Annotated in this window: 15 protein-coding genes and 1 pseudogene; 4 read left to right on the plus strand and 12 right to left on the minus strand. The window is 42.1% G+C overall.

Going from position 1 to position 21,669, the window contains the following annotated elements; translation table 11 throughout:
• Positions 1-36: 36 nt before the first annotated feature.
• Positions 37-1,737 (minus strand): bifunctional UDP-sugar hydrolase/5'-nucleotidase UshA, encoded by a 1,701-nt coding sequence (gene ushA / locus L4C37_RS11310; RefSeq protein ID WP_372266833.1) that lies wholly within the window; start codon positions 1,735-1,737, stop codon positions 37-39.
• Positions 1,738-2,251: 514 nt separating this feature from the next.
• Between ushA and dapD the strand changes: the two genes are divergently transcribed.
• Entirely contained in the window at positions 2,252-3,283 is a 1,032-nt protein-coding gene (gene dapD, locus L4C37_RS11315) for a 2,3,4,5-tetrahydropyridine-2,6-dicarboxylate N-succinyltransferase (RefSeq protein WP_429768629.1), read from the plus strand.
• A 423-nt stretch (positions 3,284-3,706) separates the two neighbouring features.
• Positions 3,707-3,919 carry a transcription antiterminator/RNA stability regulator CspE gene (cspE, locus tag L4C37_RS11320; protein WP_137374914.1) on the plus strand — a complete coding sequence of 71 codons (213 nt, stop codon included), beginning with the start codon at positions 3,707-3,709 and terminating at the stop codon, positions 3,917-3,919.
• Between the two features lie 301 nt (positions 3,920-4,220).
• Here the strand turns inward: cspE and purL are convergent, their stop codons facing one another.
• Positions 4,221-8,129: a phosphoribosylformylglycinamidine synthase gene (purL, locus tag L4C37_RS11325; RefSeq protein ID WP_429768630.1), complete on the minus strand. Its 3,909-nt coding sequence runs from the start codon at positions 8,127-8,129 to the stop codon at positions 4,221-4,223.
• A 328-nt stretch (positions 8,130-8,457) separates the two neighbouring features.
• On the opposite strand from purL, the gene mltF reads away from it, so the two are divergent.
• On the plus strand, positions 8,458-10,077 hold the full coding sequence (gene mltF, locus L4C37_RS11330; RefSeq protein WP_429768632.1) for a membrane-bound lytic murein transglycosylase MltF: 1,620 nt from the start codon (positions 8,458-8,460) through the stop codon (positions 10,075-10,077).
• 363 nt (positions 10,078-10,440) lie between these two features.
• Here the strand turns inward: mltF and tadA are convergent, their stop codons facing one another.
• From tadA to L4C37_RS11360, 6 genes are all read right to left on the minus strand, one after another.
• Entirely contained in the window at positions 10,441-10,968 is a 528-nt protein-coding gene (gene tadA / locus L4C37_RS11335; protein WP_137374917.1) for a tRNA adenosine(34) deaminase TadA, read from the minus strand.
• A gap of 147 nt (positions 10,969-11,115) precedes the next feature.
• Positions 11,116-12,678: an AbgT family transporter gene (locus L4C37_RS11340; RefSeq protein ID WP_429768633.1), complete on the minus strand. Its 1,563-nt coding sequence runs from the start codon at positions 12,676-12,678 to the stop codon at positions 11,116-11,118.
• A gap of 274 nt (positions 12,679-12,952) precedes the next feature.
• Positions 12,953-13,363, minus strand: coding sequence for a type IV pilus modification PilV family protein (locus tag L4C37_RS11345; protein WP_273295482.1), 411 nt, complete (start codon positions 13,361-13,363; stop codon positions 12,953-12,955).
• On the minus strand, positions 13,353-14,648 hold the full coding sequence (locus tag L4C37_RS11350) for a hypothetical protein (protein ID WP_429768634.1): 1,296 nt from the start codon (positions 14,646-14,648) through the stop codon (positions 13,353-13,355). Before L4C37_RS11350 ends, L4C37_RS11345 begins: the two co-directional genes overlap by 11 nt.
• Positions 14,645-15,247 carry a PilW family protein gene (locus L4C37_RS11355; protein ID WP_429768635.1) on the minus strand — a complete coding sequence of 201 codons (603 nt, stop codon included), beginning with the start codon at positions 15,245-15,247 and terminating at the stop codon, positions 14,645-14,647. The genes L4C37_RS11350 and L4C37_RS11355 overlap by 4 nt, the downstream gene beginning before the upstream one ends.
• Positions 15,225-15,725, minus strand: coding sequence for a GspH/FimT family pseudopilin (locus L4C37_RS11360; RefSeq protein WP_429768637.1), 501 nt, complete (start codon positions 15,723-15,725; stop codon positions 15,225-15,227). Before L4C37_RS11360 ends, L4C37_RS11355 begins: the two co-directional genes overlap by 23 nt.
• Positions 15,726-15,827: 102 nt before the next feature.
• On the opposite strand from L4C37_RS11360, the gene L4C37_RS11365 reads away from it, so the two are divergent.
• The gene (locus L4C37_RS11365; RefSeq protein WP_137375006.1) at positions 15,828-16,259 is read left to right on the plus strand and encodes a type IV pilin protein; all 432 of its coding nucleotides are present in this window, start codon (positions 15,828-15,830) and stop codon (positions 16,257-16,259) included.
• A 128-nt stretch (positions 16,260-16,387) separates the two neighbouring features.
• Here the strand turns inward: L4C37_RS11365 and dnaJ are convergent, their stop codons facing one another.
• The 4 genes and pseudogenes from dnaJ to L4C37_RS11385 all read right to left on the minus strand — a co-directional run bounded on the left by dnaJ (position 16,388) and on the right by L4C37_RS11385 (position 21,547).
• Entirely contained in the window at positions 16,388-17,533 is a 1,146-nt protein-coding gene (gene dnaJ, locus L4C37_RS11370) for a molecular chaperone DnaJ (RefSeq protein WP_429768638.1), read from the minus strand.
• A gap of 242 nt (positions 17,534-17,775) precedes the next feature.
• The gene (gene dnaK / locus L4C37_RS11375; protein ID WP_137374924.1) at positions 17,776-19,689 is read right to left on the minus strand and encodes a molecular chaperone DnaK; all 1,914 of its coding nucleotides are present in this window, start codon (positions 19,687-19,689) and stop codon (positions 17,776-17,778) included.
• Positions 19,690-19,984: 295 nt separating this feature from the next.
• Positions 19,985-20,113, minus strand: a pseudogene (locus tag L4C37_RS11380) (polysaccharide lyase family 7 protein); the annotation flags it as partial.
• Positions 20,114-20,272: 159 nt separating this feature from the next.
• Positions 20,273-21,547: a dicarboxylate/amino acid:cation symporter gene (locus tag L4C37_RS11385; protein ID WP_137374925.1), complete on the minus strand. Its 1,275-nt coding sequence runs from the start codon at positions 21,545-21,547 to the stop codon at positions 20,273-20,275.
• Positions 21,548-21,669: the final 122 nt, after the last annotated feature.

Genomic DNA, 21,669 nt, shown 5'->3' on the forward strand with positions numbered 1-21,669 from the left:
GATTGGTATCAATATCATCAATTTAGATGTCAGTGATTAGCTTGCTGGGCAGCCTTTCACTTCTTGGCCGTTACTCATATAAATAAGTTTGCCAGGTTCTGGAGCATAATCTGCAGCAGTGATTTGCGGGTTAGCAGCAAAAAACTCACGCAGTACAAATGCATCTGTTAACTGGGTAGATTCAACATCAATCACTGGGTAATCATCACCACCTGCAGCACTGAAGCTAATAACAGAGAAAGTGTACGTTTCTGCTAGATCAAAACCTTTATTGTTGATGTCGCGAATCGTTACATCACTCAAATCACAGTCAACCGTTAGGCTAATATTATCCAATTGTGCATAAGCACCAGAGCCCGCAGTCTTCGTTGCAACTACGTCTAAGTAGTCTTTAACTTCAGCACCGGTCATTGTTGCTTTTGTAACGAAGTTACCAAATGGTTGAACCGTCAATACGTCACGGTACGCTACGTCGCCCGCTTCAATAGAAGCACGAACACCACCTGAGTTCATCACACCAAAATCAGCATTCACTAATTCATACGTGCGGTAAGCCTCGCCTAGCAAGTGACCAAGGTTAGTTTGCTCAGCACGAACCACACCACGTTCACCTTCTAATTTTCCATCAGTATTAGAGATGATCACGTCAAGTAACTCTTGACCTTGTTGTTGGTATGGGTAAAGGATTGATTTAACTGTTGGATCTGGCTTAATTTCAGATTCAATGAACTGGTAATCACCATTTTCATCTTTTTCTTTTAAGTTCACCGGTACAAGGTCATATTTCGCTAGGTGTAACTCACCACCGTAAAATTCAAAATCAGCACGACCTACATATTTGCCCCACTCATGTGCTTGCATGATGTAAGTACCATTTTGCTGATCAGGCTTACAATCGTCACCCGGTTTGAAATCTGCGTACTCATTACCTTCCATACAAACTGGGTTTTGTGAGTGACCACCGATGATCGCATCAAGTTGTCCTTCTTCCAAAGAACGCGCCAGTAAAACATCACCAGGTGCTTCACTACCGTGCAGACCGTTTACATAGTGACCCATGTGTGTCGTAGCAAAGATTAAATCAACCTTTTCATTAGCGTTGATTTCGTCAATCGCTTTACGGATTTCTACTTGAGGATCACCGAAGTGAACCGTTGCGACATTATCTGGATTAACTAGTTTTGCAGTATCTTTTGTCGTAAGACCGATAACCGCTACTTTTAAGCCGTTAATGGTAAATACTTTGTATGGGTCAAACAGTCTTTCTTCAGTAACAGTATCGCCATCTTTTACGTAGATGTTTGCCGCTAGCATTGGGAAATCTGCAAGCTCTTCTTGCATTTTCAGTACATCTAAGGAGTTATCGAATTCATGGTTACCTAGCGCCATTGCATCATACTGAAGCAAGTTCATACCTACGAAATCTGGCACTGCATCTTGCATATCTGACTCTGGCACACCAGTGTTGATATCACCGCCTGATAATAAGATAGTCTCGCCGCCATTTGCAGTCACTTCAGCTCGAATGCTGTCAATCAGTGTCTTACGCGCAGCCATGCCGTACTCGCCTTTACTGTTTTCCCAGAAACGACCATGGTTATCGTTTGTGTGCAAAACTGTAAATTTTGTACAAGATTCAGCAGTATCACATGTCAAAGGTGCATCGTTACTATCTGAGCCACAACCGACCATTGCGACACCAATAGAAAGTACCAATAGAGACTTAGTAAAATTCATAGCAGATCCTTCATTTATCGTTATAGATATCAATATGGCGGGTAATATACTGATATTTTGCAGTGTGTTAGTGATCACCATCTTACTTTTCTTGGTATGAGTGGGGCTTTTTTCAGTCGCTGCTAGGCACTACTAGAAATAAACAAAAGTCGTATTATCTAAATGGTTTATGACCTTTTTTATAGAAATTGAGATCTGCCTTATTGAATAATTTTGAAGTCATCATAATTGATTGATTATTTCCCTATATTGGGTGTTTTATCGGCTTTAACTTCGCACTATCTGAAATTCTGCCTCTATTTTTAATCCCGCATGATCAAAGTGAAGCAATAAAGCAAGCAATATCCAATAAATGAAATATATCTCTAAAAAGACAAGCAATATCATTTTACAGACTTTCTCCCCATACACTCTTTCATAACAAGAGCGCTCTCTTTATGATGTTCCTAAGATGAAAATATCATGCGATAGCTGCTCGCTATCCATAGACCAATTCAATACATGGAGATTCAACATGGCTTACTTTTCACTGGCCTTCGGTACGGCAACCAAAAACCGCGACAATAAAATCATTGAAGCGTTTTTCCCTAACCCACTTCTAAATCCAAGCGATGCGCTAGTCTCTGCGGTAGCAGAAGTTGCTGGTTACACTGAAGGCAACCAAGCTATTGAAATCTCTGCGGCACAAAGTGCAGAGCTTGCAAAAGCATTCGCAGCGAATGGCGAAGCTGCCAGTGCCTCTTTTGCTGAAAAAGCAGCAGCTTCACAGCAGCCTCTTGTTCTTGTTGTTCTAGCAACTGACGAAAAGCCAGCTTCTGTTTCTGAAGGTTTCCTTAAGCTACAACTTATCTCTAACCGCCTAGTTCAACCACACGGTACAGTACTAGACGGTATTTTCGGTCTTCTGCACAACATCGCGTGGACAAACAAAGGTCCAATCGACCTTCCTGAACTAGCAGATCGTCAAATCGAAGCTCGCCTTGCAGGTGAAACTCTATCTGTAGATTGCGTAGACAAGTTCCCTAAAATGGTGGATTACGTAGTACCAGCTGGTATCCGTATTGCTGATACATCTCGTGTACGTCTTGGCGCACATGTTGGTGAAGGCACAACAGTTATGCACGAAGGTTTCATTAACTTTAACGCGGGTACAACAGGCGTGAGCATGGTTGAAGGTCGTATCTCTGCAGGTGTTGTGGTCGGTAACGGTTCAGATATCGGCGGTGGCGCTTCTATCATGGGTACACTGTCTGGTGGCGGTACTATGGTTATTTCTATCGGCGAAAACTGCCTACTAGGCGCAAACGCAGGTCTTGGCTTCCCAATGGGCGATCGTTGTACTGTTGAATCTGGTCTTTACGTTACTGCAGGAACTAAAGTTCGCATGCTAGATAAAGAAGGCAACGAAGTCGAAATCATTAAAGCTCGCGATCTAGCTGGCGTTTCAGATCTATTGTTCCGTCGTAACTCTGTGACAGGTCAGATTGAATGTCTTGCTAACAAATCAGCAGTTGAACTAAACAGTGAGCTACACAGCAACAATTAATAGATAGTTTAAATTGCGAAATCAAACTCTGACAATTTTATAAGTTTAAGTTTTTGATTAAAAAGCCGTTAATTCGAGAGATTTAACGGCTTTTTTAGCTAAAAAATAAGCACTCGCAACAATAGAACTTAATGGCGTATTCCAATTCATAAAAAACCTAAAAATACTGTCATTTGTCAAACTGAATAATTTTAAAAAAAACGAAAAAAACTCTGTACAAAAAACCATCCAGCGTTATCATAGCGCCAGTTGTTCAGAGAGTTATTAAATGCAGCATCAAGTACAAGTAAAACTTCCACTATTAAAACTTAGTTTTTGTAGTTAGGCGTTTCCCTTTTATTTAGCATCACATTATATAATTCAATACATTAACAATCTGTTAATATTGAACGTTTTTCAATTAAATAAAATAAGGGACATAACATGTCTAACTCAAATACTGGTATCGTAAAATGGTTTAACGAAGAGAAAGGTTTCGGTTTCCTTACTCAAGATAACGGCGGCGCAGACGTATTCGTACATTTCCGTGCTATCGCTTCTGAGGGTTTCAAAACTCTTAAAGAAGGCCAAAAAGTGTCTTTCGAAGTAGAGCAAGGCCAAAAAGGTCTTCAAGCTAGCAACGTTATCGCTCTTTAATTAGAACTTTAATGTCGTAGCTAATACGAATAAATGAAAGGTCGCCTCTAAGGCGGCCTTTTTTGTATCTGGGATTTACCTCTTAGGTAAACAAGATAAACACCTGCCACGATCCAACTCTCTGTCTCTGTCTCTGTCTCTGTCTCTGTCTCTGTCTCTGTCTCTGTCTCTGTCTCTGTCTCTGTCTCTGTCTCTGTCTCTGTCTCTGTCTCTTACGAGTTAAAGCCTAAACAAAGAAAAAAGGGCAATGCTTTCGCACTGCCCTTTCATATATTTGGCTACTTTAATTAACCCGTGGTCATTAACCTATGTTTTTACGTGCATTTTGGAACATACGCATCCAAGCACCGTTTTCACCCCAAGTTTCTGGAGCCCATGAGTTTGCAACCGTACGGAATACACGCTCTGGGTGAGGCATCATAATAGTTACACGACCATCAGTTGTTGTTAGACCTGTGATAGCGTTTGGCGAACCATTCGGGTTGTTCGGGTATTGCTGCGTTTGGTTACCGTTGTTATCAACGTAACGTAGAGCAACCGTACCTGAGTTTTCAATCGCGTTTAGGTGGTCGTTGTCACGCACTTCTACGCGGCCTTCACCATGAGAAACAGCGATTGGCATACGAGAACCTTCCATGCCGTTGAAGAATACAGAGTCTGACTTCTGAACTTCTACTAGGCTGAAACGAGCTTCGAAACGCTCTGATTCGTTGCGAACGAAACGCGGCCAGTATTCAGCGCCTGGGATAAGTTCACGCAGGTTAGACAACATCTGACAACCATTACACACACCTAGAGAGAACGTATCTTCACGCTTGAAGAAGCTTTCAAATTGGTCACGCGTAGAGTCGTTAAACAGAACTGACTTAGCCCAACCTTCACCTGCACCTAGTACGTCACCGTAAGAGAAGCCACCACATGCTACAAGGCCGTTATACTCTTCTAGAACCGCCTGACCCGTTAGGATATCGCTCATGTGGATATCAGTTGCTTCGAAACCTGCACGGTCGAATGCCGCTGCCATTTCAACGTGAGAGTTAACACCCTGCTCACGTAGAATTGCCATCTTAGGCTTAGCGCCTGTGTTGATGAACGGCGCAGCGATATCTTCGTTAACATCAAAGCTCAGTTTCACGTTTAGACCTGGGTCTGAATTGTCTTTCTTCGCTTCGTGTTCTTGGTCAGCACAAACTGGGTTATCACGTAGACCTTGCATCTTATGCGTCGTCTCAGCCCAGATAGTACGTAATTCAGTACGGTTACGTTCAATTACTACAGTCTCACCAGACTTAATTACTAGCTCATCAGACGCTTCCCCTTCACCAACAACGCTACCGATTACGTGTGAGCATGCTTCTAGACCGTTTGCAGCAAGAGTAGAAAGAACTGCATCTAGGTCGTCGTTACGAACTTGAATTACTGCACCTAGCTCTTCGTTGAATAGTGCAGCTAGAACATCTTCGCCTAGCGCTTCAATATTTGCGTTAACACCACAGTGACCAGCGAACGCCATCTCAGCAAGAGTAACGAATAAACCACCATCGCCTTTATCGTGGTAAGCCACAACTTGGTCGTTTGCAACAAGCGCTTGAACGCCTTCGTAGAAACCTTTTAGCTGAGCTGCGTTGTCTACATCTGCAGGCTTGTCACCAAGCTGCTTGTAAACTTGCGCTAGTGCTGTAGCACCCATACGGTTTTTGCCGTTACCTAGGTCGATAAGAACCAGTGACGTATTGCCTTTGTCAGTACGAAGCTGAGGCGTAATCGTCTTACGCACATCTTCAACACGAGCAAACGCAGTGATAACAAGAGATAGCGGAGACGTTACTTCTTTCTGCTCGCCGTTCTCTTCCCACTTAGTCTTCATCGACATTGAGTCTTTACCCACAGGGATAGTTAGACCCAGTGCTGGACATAGCTCTTCACCGACTGCTTTCACCGCTTCGTAAAGACCTGCATCTTCACCTGGGTGACCCGCTGGAGACATCCAGTTAGCCGACAGTTTAATGTGTTTGATATCACCGATGTTAGTCGCAGCAATGTTAGTGATTGCTTCACCAACGGCTAGACGAGCTGACGCGCCGAAGTCTAGAAGTGCCACTGGCGTACGCTCACCAAGAGACATTGCCTCGCCATGGTAAGAATCGTAACTTGCAGCTGTTACTGCACAGTTTGCTACTGGAACCTGCCATGGACCAACCATTTGGTCACGAGCTACAAGACCTGTTACCGAGCGGTCACCGATAGTGATAAGGAATGTTTTCTCTGCCACTGTTGGGAGGCGAAGAATACGATCAACCGCTTCGTTTAGTTCGATACCAGAACGGTCAATCGCAGGGTTATTTGCTTTTAGCGTCTTCGCGTCACGGTGCATCTTAGGTGTTTTACCTAATAGGATGTCCATTGGCATGTCGATTGGCGTGTTGTCAAAATGTGAATCTTCTAATTTAAGATCACGTTCTTCTGTTGCTTTACCAACCACGGCATATGGTGCGCGTTCACGTTTACAAATCGCGTCGAATGTTGCCATATCTTTATCAGCAACCGCCATAACGTAACGCTCTTGAGATTCGTTACACCAGATCTCAAGTGGGCTCATGCCCGGCTCATCGTTTGGCACGTCACGTAGGTTAAAGATACCACCGCGCTCACCATCATCGACTAGCTCTGGAAGTGCATTCGAGATACCGCCCGCGCCCACATCGTGGATGAATGCGATTGGGTTCGCATCACCAAGCTGCCAACAACGGTCGATAACTTCCTGACAACGACGTTCCATCTCTGGGTTTTCACGCTGTACAGAAGCAAAATCTAAGTCTTCAGAAGAAGAACCCGAATCCATTGAAGATGCAGCACCGCCACCAAGACCGATGTTCATTGCTGGACCGCCAAGAACGATTAGGCTTGCACCTACTGGGATCTCTTTCTTCTGAACATGATCATCACGAATGTTACCTAGACCACCAGCCAGCATGATTGGCTTATGGTAACCACGTACTTCTTCACCTGCGTGAGAATTTACTTTCTCTTCGTAAGTACGGAAATAACCTAATAGGTTTGGACGACCAAATTCGTTGTTGAACGCTGCGCCACCAAGAGGACCTTCAAGCATGATATCCAAAGCAGTAACAATACGGCTTGGCTTACCAAAGTCGGTTTCCCAAGGTTGAACGAAGTTCGGGATCTTAAGGTTAGATACAGAGAAAGCAACCAGACCTGCTTTTGGTTTACCACCAATACCTGTTGCGCCTTCATCACGAATTTCACCACCTGAACCTGTTGATGCGCCAGGCCACGGGGAAATTGCTGTTGGGTGATTGTGCGTTTCAACTTTCATCAAGATGTGTGTTTTCTCTTGGTGGTAGTTGTACTGGCGAGTTTCAGGATCTGGGAAGAAACGACCGACTTCTGAACCCGTCATTACCGCTGCGTTATCTTTATAAGCAGACAGAACGTGCTCAGGCGTCGTTTCAAAGGTGTTCTTAATCATCTTAAACAATGATTTATCTTGTTTAACGCCATCGATAGTCCAATCAGCGTTAAAGATTTTGTGACGACAGTGCTCTGAGTTCGCTTGTGCAAACATCATTAGCTCGATGTCAGTCGGGTTACGACCTAGCTTTTCAGTGAAGCTTTCAAGAAGGTAATCAATTTCATCTTCTGCTAGTGCAAGACCTAAGGTAACGTTTGCTTTTTCAAGCGCTTTACGTCCGCCAGTTAATAGGTCAACTTCCGCATAAGGAGCAGGCTCAGCAACTGTGAATAGTGCTGCTGCCGATTCGAAGTCAGTGAAAACCACTTCCATCATACGGTCGTGCAGGATTGCTTTCAGCTCAACAAGTTGAAGCTCAGAAAGTTCAGAAGAAGTTTCAATGTAGAAAGCGGTACCGCGCTCTAGACGTGACACTTTAGCCAGTCCACAGTTGTGTGCGATATCAGTTGATTTTGAAGACCAAGGCGAGATAGTGCCTGGACGTGGCGTTGCAAGCAGCAGTAAACCTTCAGGTTCATGCTCTTCAATCGTTGGACCGTAAGTCAGTAGCTTTTCTAGCTTCTCAACTTCAGACGCATCTAGGTCTGCCGTTAAATCAGCAAAGTGGGCAAACTCAGCGTAAATACCTGTTACAGGTAAGCTTAATTCACGACAAAGCTCTAAAAGCTTGTTAACACGAAACTCAGATAGAGCTGGGGAGCCACGCAAAATTCTCATGTGCTTAGGTCTCTTATGCAGTTGATTAAGGTAGTATTGGAATAAATTCAGTGGGTTATAGGAACAACCTAACTGTTTTCTTCGAAGCTATTCCCGAAGGTTGCCAAACCTATGCCGATTCCACCTCTTCAATGCGAGCGCATTATAAAGCATTTCTTTTTGTGACGTAACACCAAAAGCAACCGTTTGCGTTATTTTTTTTATTCATGAGTGTAAATGGTAAATTTGCTGGTGAAATCACCTCTTTTATAAGTGTTTATTTAAAGCCGCTTTGCCAGCCTCTCGGGGTTTGATATAAAGGGAGTTCAACTTTTCGAGATTTCATTTGATGCCAAAGTTTACTTCTTCTTTTTTCTCTAAATTACTCATTCTAACGTTAAGTGCTCTAGGGCTATTAGGCTGTCAGATTGAATCTGAACCAAAAAGTGTTCTTGACCAAATAAGGGAACGCGGCGTGCTTCGAGTTGGCACCCTCAACAATCAACTTTCCTACTATATAGGACCAGACGGTCCTGCTGGTTTAGACTATGAACTGGCTCAAGAATTTGCGAGTCAGCTTGGCGTGAAGATGGAGATCAAACCCGCCTACCGCTTATCAGAACTATTTCCAGCCCTGAAAAAAGGTGAAATAGATATAATCGCAACAGGATTAACCCAAAATTCAAATTTGACGAGATCATTCAGGGCAACCCCTGCTTATTATTATGTCAGCCAGCAGGTGGTGTATAAAAAAGGTCAGTGGCGTCCAAGAAATCTAAAACAACTGATTGAGTTTGAAAATAATCGCCAACTAGAGCATACCGCCGAATTTGAGAAAGCTGCATTAAATGTAGAGTTGGATGATAGTGTGAGCAGTGCTTTCCCAGCCAATAAGCCTGATATAATTCAACCACTTTCCCCTTCTTTAGTTGTCGTGAAAGAATCGCACTTTGAGCCCACTCTGAAAGAGCTTCAAAAAGAACACAGCGACTTTATTTACCAAGCTGTGAATAATGCAGACATAAATGATCTCCTTAGAAAGGTATCAAAAAATGAGCTTCTATTTACGGTGGCAGATTCAGTTGAGCTATCTTTAGCCCAACGCTTATATCCTGATCTCGCTCTTGCCTTTGAACTAACTGAAGATCAACCGATCTCTTGGTACTTGAATAAGTCTGAAGATGAAAGCTTATACGCCTTACTCATTGAGTTTTTTGGAAATTATAAACAATCAGGGCAGCTAGCAAGCTTAGAAGAAAAATACATTGGTCACATAGGTACTTTTGACTATGTCGATACACGAGCTTTCATCCGTGCACTAGATAGTAAACTGCCAAAATGGTCACCTCTTTTCCAAAAATACTCTCAAGAGTTTGATTGGCGAATGATCGCAGCTTTAGCCTACCAAGAATCGCATTGGAACCCAGTGGCTAAATCCCCGACTGGCGTACGCGGTATGATGATGTTGACCTTACCCACCGCCAAAAGTGTAGGAGTGACTAACCGGCTTGACCCGAAACAGTCAGTACAAGGTGGCGTAAAATACTTAGGCAGGATTGTGCGACGAGTGCCAGATTCGATTACAGAACACGAAAAAATTTGGTTTGCCCTCGCCTCCTATAATGTTGGTTTTGGTCACATGATGGATGCTCGACGTTTAACCAAATCACAAGGTGCAAACCCTGACTCATGGGCGGATGTAAAAGAGCGGCTTCCTTTACTCAGACAGAAAAAGTACTACAGCCAAACTCGTTATGGGTATGCGCGAGGTGATGAAGCGCAGAATTACGTTGAGAATATACGACGTTACTATCAAAGCATCATAGGCCATGTTGATAAACAAGCATTAGCAGAGCAAACTGTGGAAATGGACGACCTCATTGTCATCACTCCAACACCTTCAATATCAAGTGCGCAACCAATCATTAAACTTGATGACTCTGAACAACAAGAAAAGCCTAAGGAATAAAGCAAAATCTTAAAATAAGTTATGTGGGGTAAAGAGCCGACTTATCGTCGTTATCCTTAAACCTCCCACTTTTCTAAAGATATATTTACTAAAAATTCAAGCAGCCGCACCCTATGTCATATTGTGGTAATAAAATCGTTCTATAACGTCGCTATACTCATAAAGTTAGAAACAAACAACGTATCTCCACTTACAATTGAATAATAGGATTACACGAAGAATGAAATTAAGACATCGACTAAAGCCAAAGCGCCTTGATAAGACTGTTGCTGCTAATCGTCGGAAGCGTATGCTTGCAAACAATAAGAAGAAAATCATTTGGCGCAATCGCGCATTTATGCAAATGATAGTTGAATAGACACGCTAAGAGCGGCTTTCTTTCTCATCTAATAATCTCTCTTGCTTTCTTTTCTCTTTAATTTCTTTACGTCGTCTTTTAAAGAAAGCCTGCAGCTGCTCTCGGCATTCATTCTCTAATAAACCACTGTCAACATCGGCATAATGGTAGGATGCTTGGCTTTCAAATAAGTTTAACACTGTCCCTGCTGCGCCAGACTTCAAATCAGGGGCACCAAATACAATTCGTTTAACACGGCTATGGAGCAAAGCACCTGCGCACATAGGGCAAGGCTCTAAAGTGACATAGAGCGTTGTATCAAGCAGTCGATAATTTTTAAGCGTTTGACCCGCTTTACGAAGTGTTTCAACTTCAGCATGTGCAGTTGCATCATGCCCACCTATCGAGCGATTCCACCCTTCGGCAATTATATTTCCGTCTTTAACTAAAACGGCACCAACTGGGACTTCCCCGTTATCTTCGGCTTGTGAAGCAAGCTCAATAGCTCTACGCATAAACAATTCATCTTGAGCAGTAAAGTGGTTCTCTGGCAATGCTTGTTCCTCAAGTTTTCTTTATACGCGTAGATTAACGCGATCTTTTGAATATTCAATAAAAAAGCCCGTACATATCTGTACGGGCCTTATCAATTATTTGTTCAGCTTCATCCTCTCTTGATAATAATCAGAAAGGAATTTTCCTTACATTGTGTAAGTGTAAGGAGCTTGGATACCCAGTGGAATACCTAGAGCCCAGTAAGCAAGTAGGAAGATACTCCAACCGATTAGCATTGCAATCGAGAATGGCATCATCATAGAAGCAAGAGTACCAATACCTGTCGACTTAACGTAACGCTGACAGTAAACAACCACTAGCGGGAAGAATACCATCAGAGGTGAAATGATATTCGATACAGAATCACCTACACGGTAAGCCGCTTGAGAAAGCTCTGGAGAAATACCAACAACCATTAGCATTGGAACTAAAATAGGACCAATCAGTGCCCATTTTGCTGATGCCGAGCCAACAAGCAAGTTAACAAATGCAGTCAGAAGAATCATACCAACAACAGTTGCCTCACCAGGAAGGTCCATTGCTTTCAGACCTTCAGCACCGTACAACGCTAGCATAGTACCGATGTTTGATTGACCGAATGCAGAAAGAAATTGCGCACAGAAGAATGACATTACAATGTAAGCACCCATTGTTGCCATTGTCTCTGACATTGCTCTGATTACATCATTACTACTTTTAAAAGTACCCGACACACGACCATAAACAATGCCTGGAATGATGAACAAGATGAAAATCAAAGGAACAATTGATTTCATGACTGGCGCAGAGAATGACGTTAACTCACCTTCTGGAGAACGAAGTGCTGAGTTTTCAGGCATTAATGCAGCAATAAGCAAACCAATACCAGCAACCATTGCCCAACCAGCGTATCTAAATGCTTTTGCTTCAATATCCGTAAACGTACCAAGATCTGGTGCAGTTTCTGCATCTTCATCAATTGGAAGTTTAGCTAAGCGTGGCTCAATGATTTTCTCAGTAACATACCAACCAATCGCAACAATTAAAATTGAAGATAAGCCAGTAAAGAATATGTTCGCTAGAGGGTTAATCACATAGGCAGGGTCAAGAACATTTGCCGCAGTTTGTGTGAAGCCAGCTAGAAGAGGGTCAATGCCTGAAGGGATGAAGTTTGCTGAGAAACCACCCGATACACCAGCAAATGCTGCTGCGATACCCGCAAGAGGGTGACGACCTGCAGCATGGAAGATGATACCGCCAAGAGGGATAACGAGTACATAACCAGCATCGGCTGCAGTGTGAGATACAATTGCAACCAAAATTAGCATTGGTGTAAGAAGTTTAGCTGGCGTGAAGTTCAGCATCTTCTTTAGGCCGGTAGTAATGAAGCCAGAAGAGTCAGCAACGCCAACCCCTAACATAGCAACAAGTACAATGCCTAATGGTGCAAATCCGGTAAAAGTAGTCACCATGTTCGCAAGGAAACTCGCAAGAGCTTCACCCGTTAATAGGTTATTAACTTCTAGAGCATCACCCGTTCGAGGGTTAATAAGATCGAATGATACATTCGACAAAAGTGCAGATAATACCCATACAATAACTAACGCCCAGAAGAATAAGATTGCTGGATCTGGAATCTTATTACCTGCACGTTCAATGAAGTTTAAAAAGCGGTCCATCCCACTGATTTTGCCAGTGTCTGGTGCTTGTTTTACGGCTTGGTTACTCATGGTAACTCCATATGTGATGTTGTTTTCTTTAGGTCTAATTAAAGTTATGACCACGACCTATTGGTTCACATATATTCTATTAAAACCGCAATCAAAAAGCACAAGATTCCATCTATATTTCCATAAATGGAGACATATTTTGCAAAAACACCATAATGCAGTAACAATGTAAAAACAAAAAGAACACCATGCTGGATACATGATTTTAACTAGCACGTAAACAATGTCCGAGAATAGCAAACTATCACTACATTGAAGTTATAACTCCCAGCAATCAATCGAATTCGCTGTATTTAGAGATCATGGTTTGTAATTCGATAGCCTGATTATTACCAAACCTGTCTTCCCATGAGCTTGTTATCTGAATGGTCTTTAACGCACCTGATAAACTATTCGCAACTGTCCAATCAAGTTGATATTTCACATGCGAGTGATCAATACCATCAACAATATCCGTAGCAAAATCCGCAGGCGTTATACTCGATAAAGCAGCAGACGCGCCACGAGTTCTGAACCATTCGAGCTTATTTTCAGCCAAATGCAGAGCTTCCACACTGTGAATAGCAAAGTCAGACTTTTGCTCAACATACGTCTGCAGCTTGATTAACCCAAGAGAGCCAACTCCGATCAATAAAAATGAAATAAGTACTTCTATTAAGCTAAAACCTTTTTGTTTACAAATCATTCCATGAACCTTTTTTCCATCTTGGCTTAGGAGAAAAACCGAACTCATTAATAACATCTGAGTTAAATGAAAAATTCAGGGAGTTATTAAATAGCGCCATTTGCCCTTCAGTGTCAAAGAATTGCCCTCCAGTAAAACTGAACGATCCAGCTTGAGCATAAGTTGCATGGTATGGCGTAAGAGTGCTTGAAGGACCATACATAGTGTTAATTAAATCGCTAAATACAGTATTTACAAAAGGTTTCACTTCCGTCATAGGGTCCCACTGAGAAGGAGTTGGTGAATAAGTATTATTGAAATGAAAAAAGACACCGCTTATATCACCGGACCCAGTGACCCCAAAAACACCATCATGAACAAGTAAAAACAAATCAGTTCCCGGATGTGCAGCCTGTAAATTTACAATATTCGTTACATCCGCTGATGCCAGTTGGCATGAGCCATCAATCCAAATCTTATTGGGCTGTCCATTCACGATTGAACCAGAAAATTGGCTATAGCAATCAACACTACTAGAAGGCATAGAGACTTTAATAAAATCGTTATCTACATCATCACGAACCTCTTGCCACTTACTTTTATCGACTCCGAAAAAATCTTTAAAAGGGTCAATAGTGTCATCTCGCTGAATATCTAACCCAACATTATGAGAGCTTATAACTCCAGAAGAGTTCTCCCATATCCCTGATTTAACTGCTGTTGATGTTTTATGAGATGCCTTACAATCTTTCGAGGAGTCATGACCTGTACCTGGAGATTCAATAGCACTACCTACTCCATGGTTTGTAATACCAGTCGCAATAAACCTATATTTAACCACTGCTCCTATACACTCATAGGCATCTGCTGCCGAGTTAAATTCACCAGGGTCTGGTGGTGAAAAAAGAGCGGAGCCAAAAGAAATAACATCAGAAGTTGACCTCATTGCTCCAGAACCACCTGAAGATGAAAAGATTATCGCTTTATTAACACTGCTATGACCAACTTGAGATAGCAAAACTTCTGGATTTGTAAGATCTGCATTTAAAGAGGAAAAATTATAAGAGTTACAAACTGTTGCCAAGTTATTGGGAATTGATTGCAGTTTTTGATTCACAATGTAAGTAAATCCACACTCTAATCCCCCTTCAGATTTCCATTGCTGTTGCCGAGCTTCAACTTCATTTTGTGCTCTTTTTATTTGATAAAAAACAGAACGATAACTACCAAAAGTTAACATTAAAGCAGAGACCAGCAATACACTTGTTACAAGTAAAACAACTGCACCTTGTTGATTTTTATTCATCGCCAATTCCTATTTTGTACAATCACACTTGATGAATAGTTCACTGATGTATCTCCTACTAATTCTGCAGAGATCGTAATAGTTGTAATACCTGAACTAACCCCTTGTGATTCAATACTTGACTGGTTCGCATTAAAGTCAACTACTCGAATTTGATTAGGCTCAAAGATAGAAGAGCATCCACTAATCGCCGCTGATACTGTTTTTACGATACTGGAAGGGCTATCACAAACCTTGACCAAACCTGAATCAAATACAAAAGCGACATTTCGGATCTCTGATTGATGAGCGTAAGCATATGCGACCGTTTTTGAGTCTGGAGAAATATATAAAGTATCAGTGGAGCCTGATAATTTTAGAGATACACCAGCACCTCCATCGTAGCCCGCCCGCTGGATATCCTCTTTAAAGTATTGAAGAGCACCTGAAACTTGTTGTAATAATAGTAATTCTTTACTTCTCTCGGATGCGATGTTTTGTCCGGATATAAATACCGATCCCACGCTCCCAATAACTACAATTCCCAAAATGGAAGAGATCATAAATTCTACTAATGTTGCACCGAGTTGGCCACTCTTAAGTACAGGTCTGATAACCATAAAAGTCCCCTTCTACACCACAGATTCTCATTCTTCCAGAAGCGCTATATGTTATGAACTTTAAAGGCTTAGAGTTCATATCAAATAAGAGATGCCCATCTTTAGCCTTACCGTTTACTCCACTAAATTTAATTTGTTCAGAACTGTAGTTAACGGTGAAATCTACGTTTCGAAATGAATTCCCTTCCATTGAAAGTATTGCCGTACCAGTATTTGGAACATCGAATTCGGTCAATTCAATTTTCCAATCACCGGTGTCATTTGAGTTACCACTCATTAGAAAATGAGCCCAAAGATCTGTATTTCTCATGACCGCCTCAGATTTCGCTTGCATCATAAAACCATTCAACTCTGTAGCTAACCGTTGCATCTTCACCGTTTCCGAGACTGAACTAAAACTTGGAGCAGCAACAGCCAATAATATTGAGAGCACTGATATGGTTATAAGTAGCTCTAAGAAGGTAAACCCGCGAGACATTTCCCAAATTCCTATGTAAACCGATACGTAACCGTATTTAATCTTGCAAGGATGCTATCACCGGAGAAAAATAGGCAGAATATTGAGAAGGAACTACTCGTGATGATTCGAAAAAATAAATGTAACAACAACAACTTAAGTCGCAAAGGGATGACATTGATCGAACTATTGATCGCTGTGGCTATTATTGGAGTGCTGACCGCTATTGCCTACCCAAGCTATACCGATCATGTTATTAAATCTCACAGAACAGCAGCATTGGCTGATATGGCAAAAATACAACTCACACTTGAGCAGTCTTACAATGGTGCATATAGCTGGGGAAGTATTATTTCAGGGGGGGCTTGTACAATGTGTGAATCATCAAGTGATCGCTATGTATTTTCTGTTGCAAGTTCAAGCAGCATGGCATATACAATAACCGCTACAGCGCAGTCAACTAAAGGGCAAAGTGGTGACTCTTGCTTAGGCACTCCCAAAACAATGACGCTAAAATCTTCAGGTGAAGAATCCCCTGTAGATTGCTGGAACTAATAAAAATTAATATCCTTGATATGAGTAAAGAATGATTAGGAATATACATAACTGCATTTTTAAGTAAACAAGAAGATCAAAAAAGCCTGCACACTGGCAGGCTTTTAAAATTTCAAACCACTATCTAATTACTTAGTTAGGTCATCAAAAAAGTTTTTAACACCGTTAAAAAAACCTTCAGATTTAGGCTTATGCTTATTAGCAGCTTCGCCGCCACATGTTTCTTCAAACTCTTTTAGAAGTTCTTTCTGACGAGAGCTCAACTTCACTGGAGTTTCAATAACAAGCTTAACGATTAAATCACCAACACCACCGCCACGAACACCTTTAACACCTTTGCCGCGCATACGGAACATACGACCAGTTTGCGTTTCTTCAGGCACTTTAAGGTTTACACGACCGTCTAGTGTTGGAACTTCAACTTCACCACCTAATGCTGCCATAGCAAAGCTTACTGGCACTTCGCAGTAAAGGTTGTTGCCGTCACGCTCGAAGATATGGTGCTCTTTAACATGAACTTGCACATACAAGTCACCAGCTGGAGCTCCTTGCTCTCCCGCTTCACCTTCGCCAGATAAACGAATGCGATCGCCAGTGTCCACGCCTGCAGGAATCTTAACGTTAAGCGTTTTAGTCTTTTGCTTGCGACCTTGTCCATGACAAGAGTTACAAGGGTCTTTAATGATTTTACCTTTACCGTTACATGTTGGACATGTTTGTTGTACAGCAAAGAAACCTTGGCGCATTTGAACTTGACCGTGACCGTGACATGTTCCACATGTTTGTGCAGATGAGCCTTTTTTCGCTCCGCTGCCATCACATGTGTCACACTCAACAAGCGTAGGGACTTCGATTTCTTTAGAAACGCCACGGACCGCTTCTTCAAGCGTTAATTCCATGTTGTAACGTAAATCTGAACCACGTTGTGCACGTTGCTGACCGCCACCACGGCGACCACCACCGAAGATATCACCAAAAACATCACCAAAGATGTCGCCGAAATCACCTTGACCGCCGCCGTAGCCAGCGCCACCACCCATTCCGCCTTGTTCAAAAGCAGCATGACCATATTGATCGTAAGCGGCTTTCTTTTGCGAATCGGTTAAGATTTCGTACGCTAATTTTACTTCTTTAAACTTATCGGCTGCGCTCTCATCACCCTGATTACGGTCTGGGTGGAATTTCATTGCTAAGCGTTTATACGCTTTCTTAATATCACGCTCTGATGCATCGCGGCTAACGCCTAATACTTCGTAAAAATCACGTTTTGACATGTTTTAAGTCACCAAGTTATTGCTACCATATTGCATTTAATACTCACTACTATTCAGTAAGCTATCACTACAATCGGCGGTTTATGTATCAATCTAGATAAAGGTTCGAGATTCGAAATTCGAGAGCCATTATCTAGATCGACAAGCTAATTACAAATATGCGGGCGTAAGAGTTACCTCTGACGCCCGCAAAAATATTCATGAAGAAAAGGAGCTGTTAAAAGCCCCTTAATCAATAAGAATTACTTCTTATCTTCTTTCACTTCTTCAAATTCAGCGTCAACAACATCGTCGTCTTGCTTAGGTTGCTCACCAGCATCAGCACCAGCTTGTTCTGCTTGAGCTTTCTGTTGAGCAATTTCCATCAGCTTTTGAGCAGCTTGCATAAGTTCTTGAACTTTAGCGTCGATAGCTTCTTTATCATCACCAGACTTAACTTCTTCTAGTGCTGTAATTGCCGCTTCGATCTTCTCTTTCTCGTCTGCAGGTAGAGCTTCACCAGCTTCTTCTACTTGCTTCTTAGTGCCGTGGATCATTTGGTCAGCTTGGTTACGAACTGTTACTAACTCTTCGAACTTTTTGTCCGCTTCTTTGTTAGCTTCAGCTTCTTGTACCATTGCTTCGATCTCTTCCTCAGACAAACCGCCTGATGCTTGGATAGTGATCTTCTGCTCTTTACCCGTTGCTTTATCTTTTGCAGATACGTTCAGGATACCATCAGCATCTAGGTCGAATGTTACTTCGATTTGTGGCATGCCACGTGGTGCTGGTTGGATACCTTCTAGGTTGAACTGACCAAGAGACTTGTTGTAAGTCGCTTGCTTACGCTCACCTTGAAGAACGTGGATAGTTACTGCGTTTTGGTTGTCTTCAGCTGTAGAGAACGTTTGATCCGCTTTAGTAGGGATAGTCGTATTTTTCTCGATTAGCTTAGTCATTACGCCGCCCATCGTTTCGATACCGAAAGATAGAGGAGTAACGTCAAGAAGTAGAACGTCTTTAACGTCACCAGCAAGAACACCACCTTGAACTGCCGCACCCATTGCTACTGCTTCATCAGGGTTAACGTCTTTACGTGGTTCTTTACCGAAGAACTCAGTTACCTTAGCTTGAACCATAGGCATACGAGTCTGGCCACCAACTAGGATTACGTCAGTGATTTCGCCAACAGATAGGTCAGCATCCGCTAGAGCAACTTTTAGTGGCTCAAGAGAACGTTGAACTAGATCTTCAACTAGAGACTCAAGCTTCGCACGAGTCACTTTAACGTTCATGTGTTTAGGACCAGTTGCATCAGCAGTAACGTAAGGTAGGTTTACGTCTGTTTGAGTAGTAGAAGAAAGCTCAATTTTCGCTTTTTCTGCTGCTTCTTTAACACGCTGCATTGCTAGTGGATCAGCTTTAAGATCGATGCCTTGCTCTTTCTTGAACTCATCTACTAGGTAGTTGATCATGCGGTTATCGAAATCTTCACCACCTAGGTGAGTATCACCGTTAGTAGAAAGAACTTCGAAAGTCTTCTCGCCTTCAACTTCGTCAATCTCGATGATAGAGATATCGAAAGTACCACCACCAAGGTCGTAAACAGCGATAGTGCGGTCGCCGCCTTTCTTGTCTAGACCGTAAGCTAGAGCAGCAGCTGTTGGTTCGTTGATGATACGTTTAACATCAAGACCAGCAATACGACCAGCATCTTTCGTTGCTTGACGCTGAGCATCGTTAAAGTAAGCAGGTACAGTTACTACTGCGCCAGTTACTTCTTCGCCTAGGAAGTCTTCAGCTGTTTTCTTCATTTTCTTAAGAACTTCAGCAGATACTTGAGGAGCAGCCATTTTTTGACCTTGCGCTTCAACCCATGCATCACCGTTATCAGCTTTAACAATGTTAAAAGGCATGATTTCGATATCGCGCTGTACTTCTTCATCTTCAAAACGACGACCGATTAGACGCTTAATAGCGAACAGTGTGTTTTGAGGGTTAGTCACTGCTTGACGTTTCGCAGGTTGACCAACTAGCGTTTCGCCGTCTGTATATGCGATTACAGATGCTGTAGTACGTTCGCCTTCAGCATTTTCAATTACGCGTGGTGCATCGCCGTCTAAAACAGCAACACAAGAGTTAGTAGTACCTAAATCAATACCAATGATTCGACCCATCAGGCTATCTCCGAATAAATTCTATTTAGTTTTTGCTATACCCACTATGTGGGGGATGGTAATCAGGGATTCAACCCTAATACACAAAATTAAAGTGCAAATGTATTTTGCTTTCGTATGCACCATAGATAAGGGCTGCAAACTGGTTTTCAAGGGAACAAGTGAAAAAAATATCATTTTTCCTGCATCTTTTTACTTAGCGATGGAAAATAGATTATCCCTTACAGGTTAAGGCTTGAAAGGTTGGATATTCGAGAGCTCAACATAGGCAAAGTTATTGATTGAGAATTAACTGCTAGAAGCTTGCTTGCATGCAATTCCCCGCTTCCATACCACGCCATTTACAGGCAGAACTCGACTTTTTAGTATTACATTAGTTATATGCATCAGCTTTGAAATACATCCAATTTTGACCGTATCGAAGTAACTATAAAAGTGAGTTCTAGCACTAAATAAGACGCTTACTTTCAATTACTCTATTAAGTTCAACCATGAACTGTCGTTACAAACACAAAATATTACAGGCACAAAAAAGCCCCGCTCTATTTGAGCGAGGCTTCAAGTTATCAAGCTTTAAGTAAACTTAAGCTTCTGCATTTTTAAGTTCAGCACCTTCTTCTTTCTCAACGCCAATCTCATTTTCAGATTTCGCTACGATTGTATTTACCGCAGTGTCACCAACAACGTTTGAAGAAGTACAGAACATGTCACAAATACGGTCAACAGCAGCAACAATCGCTAGACCCTCTGGTGGTAAGCCTAGTTGGTGCAATAGAACACCGACCATAACAACACCGCCACCAGGAACACCACCAGCACCGATAGACAGTAGCAAAATAGTTAGACCTAGAGTGAAGATGTCAGCAGTGTTAATAGGTTGACCAAATGCGTTTGCTACGAACATAGTTGCTAGTGCGATGTAGATAGATACACCAGACATGTTCATCGTTGCACCAAGCGGTACACCAAAACCAGCAACTGATTTAGATACGTTTAGCTTGTCAGTTAGAGTACGCATTGTTACTGGGATTGTTGCGTTCGAACTTGCTGTAGAAAGTGAGAAAAGAACTTGCTCACGAGTCGCACGTAGGAACTGTTTTGGTGAAATACCAGTGAAAGAACCAACCATCATTGGATAGAAGAAGAAGATCCAGAATACTAGCATTGCAACAACAAGTGCTACGTAACCCGCTACCGACATTAATGTATCAGCATCAAGTGTCGCACCTAGTTGAATCATAAGCGCAAATACACCGTATGGCGCTAGGCTCATAACTAGACCAATCAGCTTCATCATGATTTCGTTAGCCATCTTGAAAGTCTTGATAGCTGGACCGCCACGAGAATCAAGCGCCTGAATAGCAAGACCAGTCAAGATTGCCATGAAGATGATTTGTAGCATATCGCCGCTTGCAAACGCTTGAACAGGGTTGCTTGGAACGATATTAACAACTAGAGAGAAGATATCTGGCGTTTCTGTTGTAGTCAGCGCAATAGTTTCAGAAACCGTACCTGCAAGGTTTGCACCTGCACCAGGTTGGAAAATCAGACCAATCGTTAAAGCAGCTGAGATCGCGATGATGGTGTTAATAATGTAAAGAGCAAAGGTTTTACCACCTAGACGACCAAATGAACGAATATCTTTCAGTTCAACAATACCGCAAACAATCGATACGTATACCAATGGAACAACAAGAAGTTTAATCAGCGATACAAACATACCACCAGCACCTTCTGCTGCGCCTAATAGGTAAGTATCAAAAATTGCAATTCCGCTAAATAGATACTGAATAGCAGTACCAATAAGTAGGCCAGCAAACAAGCCTACAAAAATCTTACTTGAGAGCGATTTATCCATCGTTCTTCTCCAGTTTGTTGTGTTTGAAAAATGTACTTTTATAGTTATATATGCGAGTAAAATCGCTATATTGCAGAGGATTTTACATACAGAAATAACAATTAAAAGCATTTTTTTACAAA

This window comes from Vibrio kagoshimensis (assembly GCF_050337535.1).
GTDB classification, from domain to species: domain Bacteria; phylum Pseudomonadota; class Gammaproteobacteria; order Enterobacterales; family Vibrionaceae; genus Vibrio; species Vibrio gallaecicus.

What these genes read in the sequence shown, in the direction of transcription:
- ushA (WP_372266833.1), bottom strand. Translation starts at nt 1,737, where the DNA reads ATGAATTTTACTAAGTCTCTATTGGTACTTTCTATTGGTGTCGCAATG.
- dapD (WP_429768629.1), top strand. Translation starts at nt 2,252, where the DNA reads ATGGCTTACTTTTCACTGGCCTTCGGTACGGCAACCAAAAACCGCGAC.
- cspE (WP_137374914.1), top strand. Translation starts at nt 3,707, where the DNA reads ATGTCTAACTCAAATACTGGTATCGTAAAATGGTTTAACGAAGAGAAA.
- purL (WP_429768630.1), bottom strand. Translation starts at nt 8,129, where the DNA reads ATGAGAATTTTGCGTGGCTCCCCAGCTCTATCTGAGTTTCGTGTTAAC.
- mltF (WP_429768632.1), top strand. Translation starts at nt 8,458, where the DNA reads ATGCCAAAGTTTACTTCTTCTTTTTTCTCTAAATTACTCATTCTAACG.
- L4C37_RS11340 (WP_429768633.1), bottom strand. Translation starts at nt 12,678, where the DNA reads ATGAGTAACCAAGCCGTAAAACAAGCACCAGACACTGGCAAAATCAGT.
- L4C37_RS11345 (WP_273295482.1), bottom strand. Translation starts at nt 13,363, where the DNA reads ATGATTTGTAAACAAAAAGGTTTTAGCTTAATAGAAGTACTTATTTCA.
- L4C37_RS11350 (WP_429768634.1), bottom strand. Translation starts at nt 14,648, where the DNA reads ATGAATAAAAATCAACAAGGTGCAGTTGTTTTACTTGTAACAAGTGTA.
- L4C37_RS11355 (WP_429768635.1), bottom strand. Translation starts at nt 15,247, where the DNA reads ATGGTTATCAGACCTGTACTTAAGAGTGGCCAACTCGGTGCAACATTA.
- L4C37_RS11360 (WP_429768637.1), bottom strand. Translation starts at nt 15,725, where the DNA reads ATGTCTCGCGGGTTTACCTTCTTAGAGCTACTTATAACCATATCAGTG.
- L4C37_RS11365 (WP_137375006.1), top strand. Translation starts at nt 15,828, where the DNA reads ATGATTCGAAAAAATAAATGTAACAACAACAACTTAAGTCGCAAAGGG.
- dnaJ (WP_429768638.1), bottom strand. Translation starts at nt 17,533, where the DNA reads ATGTCAAAACGTGATTTTTACGAAGTATTAGGCGTTAGCCGCGATGCA.
- dnaK (WP_137374924.1), bottom strand. Translation starts at nt 19,689, where the DNA reads ATGGGTCGAATCATTGGTATTGATTTAGGTACTACTAACTCTTGTGTT.
- L4C37_RS11385 (WP_137374925.1), bottom strand. Translation starts at nt 21,547, where the DNA reads ATGGATAAATCGCTCTCAAGTAAGATTTTTGTAGGCTTGTTTGCTGGC.